Source organism: Frankia sp. CeD, assembly GCF_000732115.1.
GTDB lineage: Bacteria > Actinomycetota > Actinomycetes > Frankiales > Frankiaceae > Frankia > Frankia casuarinae.
This window is the reverse complement of the sequence record NZ_JPGU01000024.1, coordinates 20,083-20,485: the sequence shown is the minus strand read 5'-3', so window position 1 is coordinate 20,485 and position 403 is coordinate 20,083. Positions and strand designations below refer to the sequence as shown.

General features: G+C 68.5%; 1 protein-coding gene. It reads left to right on the top strand.

Going from position 1 to position 403, the window contains the following annotated elements; genetic code table 11:
* Nucleotides 1-403: HAMP domain-containing protein (locus CED_RS13810; protein ID WP_152569756.1), on the top strand; the 403-nt coding region annotated here is incomplete at both ends.

Below are 403 nucleotides of genomic sequence, written 5' to 3'. Positions count from 1 at the left end.
TGCGCAGGGTGATCTGAGTCAGAAGATCACGGTGGACGCCCGCGGTGAGATCCACGAACTGAAGTCGACCGTCAACACGATGGTCGACCAGCTCTCCGCGTTCGCCGACGAGGTCACCCGGATGGCCAAGGAGGTCGGCACCGAGGGCAAGCTAGGCGGCCAGGCGCAGGTCAAGGGCGTTTCCGGGGTCTGGCGCGACCTGACCGACTCGGTCAACGTCATGGCCGGCAACCTCACCACCCAGGTTCGCAGCATCGCCGAGGTCGCGGCGGCCGTGGCCCGCGGCGACCTCACCCGGCAGATCACCGTCGACGCCCGGGGCGAGGTCGCGGGCCTCGCGCACACCCTGAACACGATGGTGGACCAGTTGTCGTCGTTTGCGGACGAGGTGACCCGGGTCGCC